We start from the raw sequence: 15,821 nt of genomic DNA on the forward strand, positions 1-15,821 counted from the left end.
AACTCAATCGTCTCGGCCCAGCCGTCATCAACAAGCGATTCGTGTGTCATCCCCAGCGTAGAATCACAACCGATTCCGCGCCGCAATCCCTATCTTAGCGCCTATGCCCACTTGGGGGGAGATTAGCTTTCGCCGACGATTTCGCTAATCGCCAACGTTGTAGGATGGAGCGGGGCGTCGAAACCGCCAATCTCCCCACTCGGGGGGGGAGATGTCCGGCAGGACAGAGGGGGGCGCGAGGGATCGCGGCGTGTCACAAGAACCCTCAGTTGTACAGCCTCATCGACCACCACAGAGACACCGGCAGCGGGTTCCACCAGCCGGTGCGCAGACCGGCGGTGCGCAGCGCGGCCGCTGTCCAGGTGTTGCAGCCGACCAGCGCGTTGAAATGGCCGTTGGCTTCGTAGAAACGGTCATAGGTTGAATAGCCGGCATTCTCGATGACCACTGGCCCGTTGGGCCCCTGCTGGAAACTCGCGGCGATGTAATCGAGCAGGGCCGAAAAATGCTCGTCGTCGACGTAGAAGCCAATGACGTCTGGCAGCTCCTCCTTGATCGCGCCGGCAACATCGACATGCATCACCGAGGCGTCGAGCGTCAGCGCCTTCAGCACTGGCGCAGCCTTCAGTTGCGACCATGTGGGCGTCTCCAGATAGAAGGCGCGGCCACCCCAGCCGAAGACGATGTAGCGCGCCTCCGGCGCCTCGATCGGCAGACCGGCATCGGCGAGGAAAGCAAAGCGTCGGCGCACGCCATCGTCGAAGGGCACGGCGATGTCGGTGTGGATCTGGTTCTTCAGCACAAGGATGTGCCGAGTCCCCTCGCCTTCGGCCATCGCCGCGGGCCAGAGCGGGCGCGGCACCAACGTGCCGAGCGCGGCGGCAAGAAGCACCGCGGCAACCAGCATCGCCAGGAAACGCCGGAGCTTTCTCATCAAGGTGGGGCGGTCCAGTTCCATCGAGCTAACTCTCAACGCCCGATAACAAAAAAGCCCGGCCGTTTCACGGCCGGGCTTTTCCAGTCGGCGTCAGATCGCTCAGTGCAGGATCTGCGAAAGGAAGAGCTTCGTGCGCTCATGACGCGGATGGTCGAAGAACTCGGCCGGCGTGTTCTGCTCCACGATCTGGCCCTGATCCATGAAGATCACCCGATTGGCGACCTTGCGGGCAAAGCCCATCTCGTGGGTGACGCAAAGCATGGTCATGCCCTCTTCCGCCAGCCCTACCATCGTCTCCAGCACTTCCTTGATCATTTCCGGGTCGAGCGCGGAGGTCGGCTCGTCGAACAGCATGATGCGGGGGTTCATGCAGAGCGAACGGGCGATCGCCACGCGCTGCTGCTGACCGCCGGAGAGCTGGCCCGGATATTTGTTGGCCTGCTCCGGGATCTTGACGCGCTTGAGGAAATGCATGGCGATCTCCTCGGCCTGCTTCTTCGGCATCTTGCGCACCCAGATCGGCGCCAGCGTGCAGTTCTCCAGGATGGTCAGATGCGGAAACAGGTTGAAGTGCTGGAACACCATGCCGACCTCGCGGCGCACCTCGTCGATCTTCTTCAGATCGTTGGTGAGCTCCTTGCCGTCGACGATGATCTTGCCCTTCTGGTGCTCCTCCAGCCGGTTGATGCAGCGGATCATGGTCGACTTGCCGGAACCGGACGGACCGCAGATGACGATACGCTCGCCGCGCATCACCTTGAGGTTGATGTCCTTCAGCACATGGAACTCGCCATACCATTTGTGCATGCCGACGATGTCGATGGCGACATCGGTGGTCGAGACATGCATCTTGCCGGCATTGACCTTGAGGTCTTCCGCGCTGACGGCGTTTTCGGAGGCCATATCCAATTCCCCTTATCTTTTGATTTGATGCATGTCGTTACCCCAAACCGCTACACACTTTTGGGCGACATGCATCAGCGTTTGTAGCCGGTGTCGAGCCGGCGTTCGGTGTACATTGAATAGCGCGACATGCCGAAGCACAACAGCCAGAAAACGAAGGCGGCAAAGATCAGGCCGGATTTCGGGGTCTGCGGCGTTGCCCAGTTCGGATCGGCGAAGTTCTGCTTCACCACGCCGAGCAGGTCGAACATCGAGATGATCAGAACTAGGCTGGTGTCCTTGAGCATGCCGATGAAAGTGTTGACGATGCCGGGAATGACCAGCTTGAGCGCCTGCGGCAGGACGATCAGGCCCATCTTCTGCCAGTAGCCAAGGCCGAGCGAGTCGGCGCCCTCATACTGGCCCTTCGGGATCGCCTGCAGGCCACCGCGCACCACTTCGGCCATATAGGCGGCGGCAAACAGCGACACGCCGATCAACGCCCGCAAGTATTTGTCGAAGGTGACGCCCGCGGGCAGGAACAGCGGCAGCATGACGCTGGCGAAGAACAACACCGTGATCAACGGAATGCCGCGCACCGTCTCGATGAAGACGATGCAGAGCCCCTTGATGATCGGCATCTTCGAACGGCGCCCGAGCGCCAGCACGATGCCCAAAGGCAGCGACACTGCAATGCCAACGAAGGAGAGGCTGAGCGTTACGAGCAGCCCGCCCCAACGCGGGGTCTCGACATGCGGTAGTCCGAATACGCCGCCGACCAGCAGAAAGAAGGACACGATCGGTAGCGCTACGAACAGCAGGATCGCATTCAATCCCTTGCGCGGCACGCGCGGGATCAGCATCGGCACCAGCAGCGCCACGAACAGGATAGCGACCAGGATCGGCCGCCAGCGCTCCTCGATCGGGTAGGTGCCGAACATCAACTGGCCGAACTTGGCGTTGACGAAGGCCCAGCAGGCACCGGTCCAGCCGTCAGGCTGGATGCCGCCCTGCGCGACGGTGGTGCAGACCGTACGGTCAGGCCCGGTCCATTGCGCGTTGATGAAGGCCCAGTTGATGACCTGCGGCAGAATCCAGAGAACAATGGCAATGCCGAGAATGGTGAGGATGGTGTCGCCGACCGAGCCGATCAGGTTCTTGCGCACCCAGGCGTAGGCGCCGCGTTCGGTAGGCGGCGCCGGCTGAGCAAGCGCCATCTCGGTGCGCACCCAGGACATGTCGTGTTCCTGCATGGCCCTACCTCTCCACCAGCGCCATTCTGGCGTTGACGATATTCATGACAAAGGACGTCACAAGGCTCAGCACCAGATAGGCAATCATCATGATGAACACGCCTTCCACCGCCTGTCCGGTCTGGTTCAGCACAGTGCCGGCGGTGGCGGTGAGGTCGGGATAACCGATGGCGATGGCCAGCGAGGAGTTCTTGGTCAGGTTGAGATACTGGCTGGTGAGCGGTGGAATGACGATGCGCATGGCCTGCGGGATGACCACCAGCCGCAGGATCGGACCGGAGCGGAGGCCGAGCGCCGCCGCCGCTTCGCTCTGCCCTTTGCTGACGCCCCGGATGCCGGCGCGCACGATCTCGGCGATGAAGGCCGCCGTGTAGAAGGAAAGTGCCAGCAACAGCGACAGGAATTCCGGCTTGACCCAGAAGCCGCCGGTCAGGTTGAAGGTCGACTGCTTCGGGAAGTCGAAGGTGAGCGGCATGCCGCTGAGCAGGAAGGCGAGCACCGGCAGGCCGATAATAAGCCCCACGGAAGTCCAAAAGACCGGGAATTGCTGGCCGGTCGCCCTCTGCCGCTGTCGCGCCCTGTGGGCGACAAACCAGGCCATCGCGATGGCGAGCAGCAATGCCACGCCGATCAGCCAGGAGCCGTCTCCCCAAACGGCGCGCGGGAAATAGAAGCCGCGCTGGTTGAGGAAGGAGCCGAAAGGCAGGTGGATGCTCTCACGCGGCGGCGGCAGCACGGCCAGCACGCCGGAATACCAGAAGAAGATGACCAGCAGCGGCGGGATGTTGCGGAAGATCTCGACATAGACCGTGCAGATCTTGCGGATGAGCCAGTTATGCGACAGGCGGCCTATGCCGATGGTGAAGCCGACGATCGTGGCGAGCACGATGCCGGCGACAGCAACGATGATCGTGTTGAGCAAGCCGACGACCAGCGCGCGAAAATAGGTCGAGTCGGATGTGTAGGCGATTGGCGTGTCGGAAATGTCGAAGCCGGCCCTGCTCCTGAGGAAACCGAAGCCTGACGCGATGTGCAGGCGCTGGAGGTTTTCGATGACGTTGTGGACGATCCACCAGATCGAGCCGAACAGCAGGATCACGACGAGCGTCTGAAAGAACAGGCTGCGTATTCTTGGGTCATTGATGAAGGAGCCGCGGCTCGGCTCCTCGCGAAGGATTTCCTGCGAAGCCATGGACCATCCCCTGGAAAGAGAAACCGGGAGGCAGACAACCTGCCTCCCGGATCACGTTTCAATCAGCGGATCGGCGGACCGTATTGCAGGCCGCCCTTGGTCCACAGCGCGTTGATGCCGCGCGCGATCTTGAGCGGGCTGCCCGAGCCGACATTACGCTCGAACATTTCGCCGTAGTTGCCGACAGCCTTGATGATGTTGACGACCCAGTCGTTGGACAGGCCGAGATCGGCGCCGTATTTGCCGTCGGGCTCGGTTCCAAGGATACGCTGGATGTTCGGATCGGTCGACGTCTTCATCTCGTCGACATTGGCCTGCGTGATGCCAGCTTCCTCCGCATTGAGCAGCGCAAAATACGTCCAGCGCGCGATATGCGCCCACTGGTCGTCGCCCTGGCGCACAGCCGGGCCGAGCGGCTCCTTGGAGATGATCTCGGGCAGCACGACATGGTCGGCCGGCGAGGACAGCGTCAGACGGATACCGTAAAGGCCGGACTGGTCGGTGGTGTAGGCGTCGCAGCGGCCTGCGTCATAGGCGGCGTTGACCTCTTCCAGCTTCTCGAACACGACGGGGTTGTACTCCATCTTGTTCTTCTTGAAGTAGTCGGCGAGGTTGAGCTCCGTCGTGGTGCCGCTCTGCACGCAGACAGCGGCGCCTGAAAGCTGCAGCGCGGAGTTCACGCCCGGCAGCTTCTTGGCGTTGATCATGAAGCCTTGTCCGTCATAGTAGGTGATGCCGACGAAATTGAGGCCAAGCGCGCTGTCGCGGTTGCTGGTCCAGGTGGTGTTGCGCGACAGGATGTCGATCTCGCCCGACTGCAGGGCGGTGAAACGCTCCTTGGCGCTGAGTGGCGTGAACTTGACCTTGGTGCCGTCGCCGAAGACGGCGGCCGCGACGGCGCGGCAGAAATCGGCATCGATGCCCTTCCATTCACCCTTGTCGTCCGGCGCCGAGAAGCCGGCGAGGCCGGTCGAGACGCCGCACTGGATAAACCCCTTCTGCTTCACGGTATCGAGCGTGCCGGCCGAAGCCGCGGACGCCATGAACCCGAGCGCGGCGGCGCCAAGAATGCCGGTTGCAATGTGTTTCATGACCCACAGACCCTTTTCTGTTACAGGCGTCCCTGCTGCCAGGCGACGCTTGATCTTTTTTCGTTTGTGAATGCAGCTTCCCACTTCAAGGCCCACTCCCGGACCTGCATCGGTTTGCCGATGCGCTGCCTCCCATTCACGAAACGCATCGAAGGCGATTATTCCTGTGAGGTCAAGGGAAATGACCGAATCCGGACCGGTTTGAAAAGCAATTGCCGCAAATGCCTGAATTGCGGACAAGAGCACCATGAAACCGGCAGGCCATGCAAACAAATCAGCCAAGTTTCGCCGGCGCGAATCCATGGCCGGGTAGCAAAATCCGCTTCGGGAATAGCGGCGCTTTATTGGGCGCGCACGCCGTTGGATTGGCCTAGCGGAAGACCGGCCTTTGGCGGGCCCGGCGCGGTTGCGCGGGCTTTGCCGCCGCTTTATGGCTGGTCCCCTGACATCATTCGACCCCTTACATGAATTGGCTGGCGACGAACCATGGCTAAAGACGGCATCGAAATGGGCATCAACACGCTGCTTGCCCATTCCGGCAACAACCCGCGCGATTATTTCGGCTTCGTCAATCCGCCGGTCGTGCACGCCTCGACCGTGCTCTATCCCGACGCCGCCTCGATGGCCGGGCGCAGCCAGAAATACACTTACGGCACGCGCGGCACGCCGACGATGGACGCGCTGACGCTCGCCGTCGATGCGCTGGAGGGTTCGGCCGGCACGATCGCGGTGCCTTCGGGGCTGGCGGCGGTGACGATACCGTTGCTCGCCTTCCTTGCCGCGGGCGATCACCTGCTGATCGTCGACAGCGTCTACAACCCGACCCGCCACTTCGCCGATACGATGCTGAAGCGGCTCGGCGTCGAGGTCGAGTACTATGGGCCGCGCATCGGAGCCGGCATCGCTTCGCTGATCAAGCCCAACACCAAGGTGGTGTTCACCGAATCGCCGGGATCGAACACCTATGAGGTGCAGGACATCCCGGCGATCGCCAAGGCGGCGCATGCGGCGAACGCCATCGTGATGATGGACAATACCTGGGCGACGCCGCTCTATTTCAAGCCGCTCGACCATGGCGTCGACATCTCGATCCATGCGGCGACGAAATATCCGGCCGGCCATTCCGATGTTCTGCTGGGCACGGTGTCGGCCAACGAGACCTATTGGAAGCAGCTCTACGACGGCTTCTGCACCCTGGGTTGCTGTTCCGGTCCGGACGACATCTACCAGGTGCTACGCGGCCTGCGCACGATGGGGGTGCGGCTCGAACATCACCGCAAGAGCGCGCTCGACATCGCGCGCTGGCTGGAGGAGCAGCCGGGGGTCGCGCAGGTGCTGCACCCGGCGCTGGAAAGCCATCCCGACCACGCTCTCTGGAAGCGCGATTTCTGCGGCTCGAGCGGCATCTTCTCGATCGTGCTCGACGGCGGTGGGCAGAAGGCCCAGCACGCCTTCCTCGATGCGCTCAAGATCTTCGGCCTCGGCTATTCCTGGGGCGGCTATGAGAGCCTCGCCGTTCCGGTCTTCCTCGGCGACCGCACGCTTGCCAAGGGTCCATATGCCGGCTCGCTGATCCGCCTGCAGATCGGGCTTGAGGATGTCGAAGACCTAAAAGCCGACATTGTGCGCGGGCTCGCAGCGGCGGCCGCTGCCGGGTGACGGGCCGACCGGCGGAGAAATCCACCACGGCAGACAAACCTCTGTCGAAGCGCTAGCATCCCCGCGCAACCAACTCGGGAACCTTTTGTCGGCAGGCGCATCCAATCGCGGATGCAACAGCTGTCGGGAGATCGGGCGCGATGAGAAAGCCCGCTGTCAAAGCGGCCGAAATCGGTGCGGCCGAGGCCGGCGACATGGCACTGGTACGCCGGGCGCTTGTACGCGATCCGAATGCGTTCCGCACCATCATCAAGACACACAACCAGCGGCTCTACCGCATCGCGCGCGGCGTGGTGCGTAACGACGCCGAGGCCGAGGACGTCGTGCAGGAGGCCTATATGCGCGCCTTCGCCAATCTCGGCGCCTTTCGCGGCGAGGCTTCGCTTTCCACCTGGCTGTCGCGCATCGTCATCAACGAAGCGCTCGACCGGCTGCGAAAGCGCAAGCGAATCGTGGCGATGCCCGGAAATCCGGAAGCGCAGATCATCCGGTTTCCCTTGAACCCAAACGACTTGAATCCAGGTGACGATCCGGAGCGGACGATGGCGCAGCGGCAGATCCTCGGGCTTGTCGAACGGGCGACCGACAGCCTTCCCGATGTCTATCGCACCGTCTTCGTCGCCCGTGTCATCGAAGGCCTCAGCATCGAGGAAACCGCCGACCTGCTGGGCGTGAAGCCCGAGACGGTGAAGACCAGGCTGCACCGGGCGCGAGCGCTGGTGCGAAAGGCGCTGGACGACGAGATCGGCCCGGTGTTGCTCGACGCCTTCCCCTTCGCCGGCCGGCGCTGCGAGCGGCTGACGCAGGCGGTGATGAAAAGGCTGGGATTCGAGTCCTGATTTCGATCTCCCGACCTTTTCCCGGGAACGTTTCATTCTCGCCCGCATCCAATGGCAGTCAACACCAGATGAAGCCCGAGGCCAACGCCGCCGGGCGAAGGAGATGCCATGCTTATGCGATCAACCGCCGCCCTCGCCGCCTTTTTCCTCGTGAGCACGCCGCCGCTGGCCCTAGCCGCCGAAAAGCCCACCGACCCGCAGATCGCCCATATCGCCTATACGGCCGGCACGATCGACATCGAAGCGGCCAAGCTGGCGATCAAGAAGTCCGAGAACAAGGAAGTCGTCGACTTCGCCAAGGACATGGAGCGCGACCATGCAGCGGTGAACAAACAAGCGCTCGACTTGGTAAAGAAGCTGAAGGTCACGCCCGAGGACAACGACACCAGCAAGGCCCTGGCCAAGGCCGCAAAGGAGGAGCGCGCGAAGCTGGTGAAACTGAAAGGTGCTGCCTTCGACAAGGCCTATATCGAGAACGAAGTGGCTTATCACAAGCAGGTTGACAGCGCGCTCGAAACCCTGCTCATCCCCTCGGCCAGCAATGCCGAGCTGAAGAGCCTGTTGGAGACTGGCCTCAAGATCTTCGAGGGGCATGAGCAGCATGCCGAACATGTCGCCGGCATGTTGAAATGAGACCGCTGCTTCTTGCGCCGGCGCTTGCGTCGGTGCTCATCGCGACGCCGGCGCTCGCAGCGACCATCGAGGTGACGATCGACAAGATGGTCTTTCTGCCGGCAAGCGTTCAGGCCAAGGTCGGCGATACGATCGAGTGGACGAACAAGGATATTCTCGCCCACACCGCCACGGTCAAAGGCGGCTGGGATGTGACGATCCCGGCAAAGTCGAAGGGCAAGGTCATGCTCAAGGCGGCGGGGTCAGTGGACTATTTCTGCCGCTTCCACCCCAACATGAAGGGCCACGTCGACGTAGCCCCTTGATCACCCCACCGGAAAGCGAGGCGCACCCGCGCCTCGCTTTAACTTGGCAATCCTCTCATGTCGGAAGCAGCCCGGTTGGCGTATGCTGCACAAGCACACTTCTCGCCAAGGCCAGGACATTCGGGCGAATTGCCGAGCCGATACCGCAAACGGCCGTAAAGGATTGACGCGATTGACAAAGTAGAGGCCGTTGGCGGCATAACACGGCTCCGCGTCGCGCAATAATATTCCCCTTAGCGCCGACGAAACGAATTGGTTTGGCTTTCCAATTTCCGCCCTTGGCGGCATTGCCCATCGCACAAAACTCCCCGTTTGACAGGGCCTGACATGGCGTTTCGCCTTTTCGTTCCGATCCTTGCCGGTGCGACGCTTCGCGAACGGCTGCTTGCCTGCATCGGCGCGACCATCGGCATCGCGCTCACCGGCATGATCAGCGGGCTCGCAATGGGCAGTGGCCCACTTGTGGCGATGCTGGTGGCGCCAATGGGCGCTTCCGCCGTGCTCCTCTTTGCCGTTCCGTCGAGCCCGCTGGCGCAGCCCTGGTCGATCGTCGGCGGCAACACGATTTCGGCGCTGGTCGGCGTGACGGTCGCGCATTTTGTGCATGACACGGTGATCGCCTCCGGCCTTGCCGTAGCGCTGGCGATCGCCGCCATGTCGTTCACACGCTCATTGCATCCGCCGGGGGGTGCCGCGGCTCTCACCGGCGTGCTCGGCGGGCCGGCGGTTGCCGCCGCGGGCTTCCTGTTTCCCTTCGTGCCGGTGGCGCTGAATTCGACCATCCTGGTCGTGCTCGGCTTCCTCTTCCATAAGCTGTCTCGGCGCAACTATCCGCATGTGCATGTGTCTGCCGCCAGCGGACACGGCACCGCCGACCGGCCGCCGGCAGAGCGCGTCGGCTTCCGGCCCGAGGATGTCGACGCCGCGCTCTCGGCGCTCGACGAGACCTTCGACATCGACCGTGACGACCTCGAGCGCCTGCTGCGGCAGGTCGAACTGCAGGCGATGATGCGCTCGCAGCGCACGCTGCTTTGCCGGGACATCATGTCCCGCGATGTGATCTCGGTGACGGAAACGGCCTCCGCCGATGAGGCGCGCAAACAGCTCATCGACCACAACATCCGCACCCTGCCAGTGGTCGACACGGACGGCCGTCTCACCGGCGCAGTCGGCTTGCGCGAGCTGACACAAGCGACCGACACCGTGAAAGGGGTGATGTCGAAAGCCGGCACGGCCTCGCCCGACACGCCGGCGATGAGCCTGCTGCCGGTGCTGACCGACGGCCACAGCCATGCCGTGGTGATCGTTGATGGCGGCCGGCAGATCCTTGGGCTGATCACCCAGACCGACCTGCTGGCGGCGGCCGCGCGCGTGCAGGCACCGGCGCCGCTGAAAGCGGTGGCATAGCGCTAGGTCCGACCATCCGGCATGTCCCCGCTCGGCATTCGATCGAGCCGCCGCGCCGCTCGTCTTACCTCGGCCGGCCGGGTGACATGGGTCCATGTCCCGTCATAGCTCGGCTTGCGCCGCTCGATCCAGGCGCTCAGGCCTTCGCGCAGGTCGGCCGTGGGGGCCATGCGCGCGAACTGCTCGGCCTCGACCAGCAAGCCCTCGGCAATGCTGTGGTTGATGCCACGGGCGACCGAGGTGAGGATAGCGGAGACGGCAGCCGGCGAATGGCCGATGATGCGGCGGGCAAGGTCGAGCGCGGCCGGCATCAGTTGCGCATGCGGCACGACCTGATTGATAAGGCCGAGCTCCAGCGCCCGCGCGGGTGAAAACGCATCGCCGGTGAGCAGCAGTTCCAGCGCGCGTTTGCGGCCGGCCAACCGCGGCAGGCGCTGGGTGCCACCGAAAGTCGGCGGCATGGCGAGTTTTACCTCGGGCTTTGCAAACAAGGCGCGATCGCTGGCGATCGCCAGCGGTACCGCTTCGGTGATCTCACAACCGCCGCCGAAAGCCAGGCCGTTGACGGCTGCGATGACCGGCTTGCGAAAGGCTTCCAGCCGCGCCGTCAGGCGTTGGCCGCGCGTCACGAAATCGCGCAACGCGACATCGCTGCCTTCGGCCACGCTCAACCAGAATTCGTGGATATCGGCGCCGGCGGAAAAGGCGCGCTCCCCTGCCCCGGTAAGGATGACGGCGCGCACGCTATCGTCGGTCTCGATCAGGTCGAGGAGCGAAAGCAGCCGGTCGATCAGCGCGTAATTCAGCGCGTTCAGCTTGTCGGGGCGGTTGAGAGTGAGGATTGCCACGCGGTCGCGCGTCTCGCTCAGCACAAGTTCGGTCATGACTTTTCCCTTTCCGGCGGTTCAGCTGGATAAGGAGCAGACTTGCGGTTGCTTGTATATTCACTAGTCGGTATACTTACATGATGAGCGAAAAGGTCAACCCTACCCGAAAACGTCTCGTCGACGCGGCGACCAGGCTCTTCTATGCCGAAGGCATCGGCCGCGTCAGTGTCGATGCCGTGGCCGAGAAAGCCGGGCTCACCAAGCGCACGCTCTACTACCATTTCAAGAGCAAGGACGATCTGATCGCGGCTTATCTCGATGGGCGCGACCAACCCAATCTCGAGCAGATGGCGGGCTGGTTCAACGCTGCGGAGGGCGGCGCAGACAAAAAGGTCGAGGCGATCTTCACCAATCTGGCGCGGGTGGCTCGGCACCCCAAATGGAAGGGCTGCGGCTTCCTGCGCACGGCGGCAGAGTTGGCGGCGATGCCAGGGCACCCAGCGGTGAAGGCCGGAGCGCGCCACAAGACCAATTTCGAAAAATGGCTGGCCGGCGCTCTTTCAAGTCACGATGTCGGCGCAGCGAAGATGCTGGCACGCGAGATCGTGCTTCTGATGGACGGCGCCTTTTCCAGCATGCTGATCCATCACAATCCCGACTACGTCAACGCCGCCGGCCATGCCGCCGCGACGCTGATCCGGGCGAGGATGGCGGGCAAGCACGAAGCTTAGAGCGTGACGGCCCCGGCGCGTCGATTGTAGCGGTCCGAGAGGCAGTATCTTCAGGACAAAGCCAGCCAGGCCGTGCCGGCTAGAAGCGTCACCAGCGTCAGCGGCAGGCCGACCTTGAAGAAGGCGGAGAAGGAAAGCTCCTTGCCGGCCGCCTTTGCCTGCTCGGCGACGATCAGATTGGCGACCGAGCCGAGCAGCGTGAAGTTGCCGGCAAGCGTCGAACTCATCGCCACGACCAGCCAGGCACGCTGCGGATCCTCCAACCCGGGAATGAAGGGGCGGAGCGCCAGCACGGCCGGCACATTGCTCATGATGTTGGAAAGCACCGCGGTGAAGCCGGAGAGCCGCCAGACATCGTCGAGGCCGACACCCTTCGCCCAGGCGATCATATCGGGCGTGAGCAGCGTGCGTTCGGCACCCGCCACCACCACGAACAGGCCGGCGAACATGAAAAGCAGCGGCCCGTCGATCTCGCGGTAGATGCGTCTCGGCTTGATTGCCCGGGTGACCAGCAGGAAAGCGCCGGCAATCAGCGCCGCCTTGGCGACGGGGACGCCGGCAAAGAAGGCGAGCGCCAGCAGCAGGCAGACGACGGTGGCCTTCAGCACCTGCCCGGGCAGCATGCGGCCGCGATAGACTTCCGGACTGAGTTCGGCGGGGCGGGAGAATTCAGCACGGTAGACATAACGAACGATGACGATGACACAGAACAGGCCGAACAACGCAACCGGCGCGAGCGCCAGTGTGAAGGCCGGATAGGAAATGCCCGACAGCGCGCCGATCACCATGTTCTGCGGATTGCCGGTGATGGTGGCGACGCTGCCGCAATTCGAGGCCGTGCAGGTGGCGATGAGGTAAGGCACGGGGTTGCGATTGATGACCCGTGTGACATGGACGACGATCGGCGCCATCACAAGGCAGATCGCGTCATTGACCAGGAAGGCAGAGAGCACGCCGGTCAACAGCGTCACCATCACCAAAAGCATGAAAGGCGCATGGGCATGCTCGATGGCAAAACCGCCAAGCGCGCGAAACGCCCCCGAAACCTTCAGATGCGCGACCACGATCATCATGCCGAGCAGCAGCGTGATGGTGTCGAAATTGATGGCTTTGTAGGCGTCCTCGATGCCGATCGCGCCGATGGCGATCATGGCGGCCCCGCCCAGCAGCGCGATGCCGGCGCGGTCGAGGCGCAGGCCCGGGATGCGGCCGACGGCCACACCGGCATAGGTGGCGACCAGGATGAAAAGCGCGCCCGCGCCAGTCCATGTCATTGCAAAGAAGGTTCCCGTTGCCTGCCCTGCTCGCCAGAATCTGCCGGCGCATGGACGCGCATCACTTCTAGCAGGGGCGATGCAAAGGGGAAGCGTGCAGGCGTGAAAAGCGCGACGACAGTTTCGTGGCTTTCACATTCATAGACTCTAATGTAAAGAATGGTTAATTAACATATGTGACCGTCAATCCAGGGCGTTGGGGACTAAACGGATGAACACGGTCGTTGAAGCGGAGCATCGCATCCCGTCACGGGAGGAATTGACGCGTCCGCAGGAATGCTCCCGCTGTCACGGGGCCAAGAAGGTTTTCGTTTGCGAGCGCTGGCTGAGCTCGAACGGCCATTGCTGTCCGGAAGGCACGCATCGGCTGAATTGTCCGGGACGCAGCATCGTCTGCCTCGACTGCAGCGGGCGCGAGAGATAGAGCAATTCCAGGAAAAGTGTGAGCGGTTAAGCTCGGCGACTTCGCCGTAGCCTTCCGTTCGGAATCGCGCAGAACAAGGGGGCTAGCGAGACCCCGGGGGGCGGCCGCCAAGTGCTGCCGTAGCTCCATCTGCCGGGCCTGCCGCCATCAAAGTTTGACGCCCAGCCCGGCTAACTTGCTGCATTCGTTGCGTGATTGACCTGGCTATTGCCTAGCGCTTTGCCGCCGCCTACCACTTGCTGAACTTCACGGTTTCCCCGGGCCCAACAAAGCAATGATCGTCCGACTGCGACGCGCCCTGCGATGGCAAACGCTTCCGCTCCTTGCCGGATTTGCCGTTGTCGCGCTGATCATCGCCGTGCGTGCCATCCTCGCCGAGGTGCAGGTCGCGGACCGCGACGCCAGCCGCGAAGCGATCGAGGCCCAGCAGTTGCTCTCGAGCCTGCAATCGCTCGCCCAGGACGAGGAGACCGGCCAGCGCGGTTATCTGCTGACAGGCGAGAAGAACTACCTGCTGCCATACCAGCATGCGGTCGATGCGCTGCCGGCACTGCTTAAGCGCATCGACGAGATGTTTCCGGCCGGCAGCGACAGAGCACAACAGGTCGTCGGCATCAAGGACGCGCTTGCGCGCAAGCAGACCGAGCTCGCGGAGACGATCAGGCTCTACGACACGGGCAACACGGCAAAAGCGCTGGACATCGTGCGCGGCGGCAGGGGCAAGCTGGACATGGACCAGATCCGCGCCAATATCGACGCGATCCGGCGCATCGATGGCGCGAGCCTGGCGACCCGCGCGGAGCGAATGGAGCAGATCGAAGGCTGGTTGCGTGCCGGCTCGTTCGCCGCGCTGCTGGGCATCTTCCTGCTCGGCATCTATACGATCCGCCAATCCAGCCGCCGCTTCCAGGACGTCGCCACGGCGCAGGACGCTTTGAGCGCCAAAAACGTGGCGCTGCTCAACGAGATCGAGACGCGTGAAAAGGCGGAAGCACAACTCCGCCAGGTGCAGAAGATGGAGGCGGTTGGCCAGCTCACGGGCGGCATCGCGCATGATTTCAACAATATGCTGGCCGTCATCACCAGCGCCATGAACCTGGCGCATCGCAAGCTGGCCCGCGGCGAGCACGACGTACAGAGCTTCATCGAGGCGGCGGCCGATGCCGCGGCGCGCGCCGCCAATCTCACGGCCAGGCTGCTTGCCTTTTCCAGGCAGCAGCCGCTGGCGCCCGAGGTCGTCGACGCCAACCGCCTTGTCACCGCCATGTCGGACCTTCTGCGCCGCACGCTCGGCCATGCGGTCGAGATCGAAACGGTGCTGGCGGGCGGACTGTGGAAAACACATGCCGACGCGAGCCAGGTCGAGAATGCCATCATCAACCTGGCGGTCAATGCGCGCGACGCTATGGAGGATAGGGGCAAGCTTACCATCGAGACGGCCAATTGCTTTCTCGACGAAGCCTATGCGGTGGCGCATCCGGAGGTGAAGGTCGGCCAATATGTCATGATTGCGGTGACCGATACGGGCGCAGGCATGTCGCCAGACATCATGGCCAGGGCTTTCGAACCGTTCTTCACCACCAAGCCTGCGGCCAAAGGCACAGGACTCGGGCTCAGCCAGGTGTTCGGCTTCGTCAAGCAATCCGGTGGGCACGTCAAAATCTATTCGGAGCCAGGCGAAGGCACGACGATCAAGATCTATCTTCCTCGCTTCACGGGTGCAGGGGAAGCGGCACCATCGGCGAAGGCAGGCGGCAGGACCGATGTCCCGGCAACCGAAACCGTTCTGCTCGTTGAAGATGATGCTCGTGTGCGTGCCTCGACGGCGGCCGCGCTGCAGGAACTCGGCTATACTGTCATCGAGGCTGCGGGCGGCGAAGAGGCGCTGCGCAAGCTCGGCGAACATCCGGCCATCGCCCTGATGCTGACGGATATCGTCATGCCGGTCATGAACGGCCGCCAGCTTGCCGAACAGGCGCGCAGGCATTCCCATTCGCTGAGAGTGGTGTTCATGACCGGCTTCACGCGCAACGCGGTTGTGCATAACGGCGTGCTCGACCACGATGTGCACTTCATCACCAAGCCGTTCACACTGGAACAACTGGCAGCGAAGCTCAGGGACGCGCTGGCGACACCCTGAGGCCTGCTCGCGTGTTGGGCTGTCAGATGCGGCCGAGCAGCACCAGGATGATCAAGATAACCAGGACAAGCCCGAGGCCGCCGCCGCCATAATAACCGGTTCCGTAGAAAGGTCCGCCGCCAAGGCCGCTGAAACCGCCAAGCAAGGCGAGAATGAGAATGATGACGAGAATCGTGCCGAGGCCCATGGTCTTTTCCTCTTTCTGACTGTGCGATACCGCGCTTCGT

Annotated in this window: 15 protein-coding genes; 7 read left to right on the forward strand and 8 right to left on the reverse strand. The window is 62.9% G+C overall.

The window, feature by feature from the left end; genetic code table 11:
• Positions 1-265: 265 nt before the first annotated feature.
• The 5 genes from RFM41_RS24295 to RFM41_RS24315 form a co-directional block, all read right to left on the reverse strand.
• Positions 266-934 carry a TIGR02117 family protein gene (locus RFM41_RS24295; RefSeq protein WP_320251637.1) on the reverse strand — a complete coding sequence of 223 codons (669 nt, stop codon included), beginning with the start codon at positions 932-934 and terminating at the stop codon, positions 266-268.
• A 102-nt stretch (positions 935-1,036) separates the two neighbouring features.
• Positions 1,037-1,840 carry an amino acid ABC transporter ATP-binding protein gene (locus RFM41_RS24300; RefSeq protein ID WP_320251639.1) on the reverse strand — a complete coding sequence of 268 codons (804 nt, stop codon included), beginning with the start codon at positions 1,838-1,840 and terminating at the stop codon, positions 1,037-1,039.
• A 74-nt stretch (positions 1,841-1,914) separates the two neighbouring features.
• Entirely contained in the window at positions 1,915-3,072 is a 1,158-nt protein-coding gene (locus RFM41_RS24305) for an amino acid ABC transporter permease (protein ID WP_320251641.1), read from the reverse strand.
• 4 nt (positions 3,073-3,076) lie between these two features.
• A complete protein-coding gene (locus RFM41_RS24310; protein ID WP_320251643.1) occupies positions 3,077-4,264 on the reverse strand; it encodes an amino acid ABC transporter permease in 1,188 nt (395 codons plus the stop codon).
• 62 nt (positions 4,265-4,326) lie between these two features.
• Complete coding sequence (locus RFM41_RS24315; protein ID WP_320251644.1) at positions 4,327-5,355, reverse strand: amino acid ABC transporter substrate-binding protein; 1,029 nt, start codon at positions 5,353-5,355, stop codon at positions 4,327-4,329.
• A gap of 486 nt (positions 5,356-5,841) precedes the next feature.
• On the opposite strand from RFM41_RS24315, the gene RFM41_RS24320 reads away from it, so the two are divergent.
• The 5 genes from RFM41_RS24320 to RFM41_RS24340 all read left to right on the forward strand — a co-directional run bounded on the left by RFM41_RS24320 (position 5,842) and on the right by RFM41_RS24340 (position 10,198).
• Positions 5,842-7,014 carry a cystathionine beta-lyase gene (locus RFM41_RS24320; protein ID WP_320251646.1) on the forward strand — a complete coding sequence of 391 codons (1,173 nt, stop codon included), beginning with the start codon at positions 5,842-5,844 and terminating at the stop codon, positions 7,012-7,014.
• Between the two features lie 140 nt (positions 7,015-7,154).
• Entirely contained in the window at positions 7,155-7,853 is a 699-nt protein-coding gene (locus RFM41_RS24325; protein ID WP_320251648.1) for an RNA polymerase sigma factor, read from the forward strand.
• Between the two features lie 108 nt (positions 7,854-7,961).
• Positions 7,962-8,486, forward strand: coding sequence for a DUF4142 domain-containing protein (locus RFM41_RS24330; protein WP_320251650.1), 525 nt, complete (start codon positions 7,962-7,964; stop codon positions 8,484-8,486).
• Positions 8,483-8,791: a cupredoxin domain-containing protein gene (locus tag RFM41_RS24335; RefSeq protein WP_320251652.1), complete on the forward strand. Its 309-nt coding sequence runs from the start codon at positions 8,483-8,485 to the stop codon at positions 8,789-8,791. Before RFM41_RS24330 ends, RFM41_RS24335 begins: the two co-directional genes overlap by 4 nt.
• 327 nt (positions 8,792-9,118) lie before the next feature.
• On the forward strand, positions 9,119-10,198 hold the full coding sequence (locus RFM41_RS24340) for an HPP family protein (RefSeq protein ID WP_320251653.1): 1,080 nt from the start codon (positions 9,119-9,121) through the stop codon (positions 10,196-10,198).
• 2 nt (positions 10,199-10,200) lie between these two features.
• On the opposite strand, the gene RFM41_RS24345 is transcribed toward RFM41_RS24340, so the two are convergent.
• Positions 10,201-11,082 (reverse strand): crotonase/enoyl-CoA hydratase family protein, encoded by an 882-nt coding sequence (locus tag RFM41_RS24345; protein ID WP_320251655.1) that lies wholly within the window; start codon positions 11,080-11,082, stop codon positions 10,201-10,203.
• An 83-nt stretch (positions 11,083-11,165) separates the two neighbouring features.
• On the opposite strand from RFM41_RS24345, the gene RFM41_RS24350 reads away from it, so the two are divergent.
• Positions 11,166-11,756, forward strand: coding sequence for a TetR/AcrR family transcriptional regulator (locus tag RFM41_RS24350; RefSeq protein ID WP_320251993.1), 591 nt, complete (start codon positions 11,166-11,168; stop codon positions 11,754-11,756).
• 50 nt (positions 11,757-11,806) lie between these two features.
• On the opposite strand, the gene RFM41_RS24355 is transcribed toward RFM41_RS24350, so the two are convergent.
• Positions 11,807-13,030, reverse strand: coding sequence for an anion transporter (locus tag RFM41_RS24355; RefSeq protein ID WP_320251657.1), 1,224 nt, complete (start codon positions 13,028-13,030; stop codon positions 11,807-11,809).
• Between the two features lie 698 nt (positions 13,031-13,728).
• Here RFM41_RS24355 and RFM41_RS24360 point away from each other — a divergent pair.
• Positions 13,729-15,594 carry a CHASE3 domain-containing protein gene (locus RFM41_RS24360; RefSeq protein ID WP_320251658.1) on the forward strand — a complete coding sequence of 622 codons (1,866 nt, stop codon included), beginning with the start codon at positions 13,729-13,731 and terminating at the stop codon, positions 15,592-15,594.
• 22 nt (positions 15,595-15,616) lie between these two features.
• Here the strand turns inward: RFM41_RS24360 and RFM41_RS24365 are convergent, their stop codons facing one another.
• A complete protein-coding gene (locus RFM41_RS24365) occupies positions 15,617-15,781 on the reverse strand; it encodes a DUF3309 family protein (protein WP_320251659.1) in 165 nt (54 codons plus the stop codon).
• Positions 15,782-15,821 lie beyond the last annotated feature (40 nt).

It is taken from the genome of Mesorhizobium vachelliae (genome assembly GCF_033977325.1).
In the GTDB taxonomy this organism is placed as follows: domain Bacteria; phylum Pseudomonadota; class Alphaproteobacteria; order Rhizobiales; family Rhizobiaceae; genus Mesorhizobium; species Mesorhizobium vachelliae.